Raw genomic sequence first — 299 nt, forward strand, 5'->3', positions numbered from 1 at the left:
GGCCCGGGTCATGAAGGCCGAGGGCGGCTTCATCTGGGCCTGCAAGAACTACGACGGCGACGTGATGAGCGACATGGTGTCGAGCGCCTTCGGGTCACTGGCCATGATGACCTCGGTGCTCGTGAGCCCGGCGGGCGTCTACGAGTACGAGGCGGCTCACGGCACGGTGCAGCGTCACTTCTACAAGCATTTGGAAGGCAAGGAGACCTCCACGAACTCCGTAGCCACCATCTTCGCCTGGTCCGGCGCCCTGCGCAAGCGCGGCGAATTGGACGAGCTGCCCGACCTCGTGGCTTTCG

1 protein-coding gene is annotated in these 299 nt (G+C 64.9%); it reads left to right on the top strand.

Features of this window, described 5'->3' with window-relative positions; genetic code table 11:
* A partial coding sequence (locus tag NE591_RS14500; RefSeq protein ID WP_256157015.1) for an isocitrate/isopropylmalate family dehydrogenase occupies positions 1 to 299 on the top strand: 299 nt, incomplete at both ends.

Source organism: Adlercreutzia sp. DFI.6.23 (assembly GCF_024462535.1).
In the GTDB taxonomy this organism is placed as follows: domain Bacteria; phylum Actinomycetota; class Coriobacteriia; order Coriobacteriales; family Eggerthellaceae; genus Adlercreutzia; species Adlercreutzia rubneri.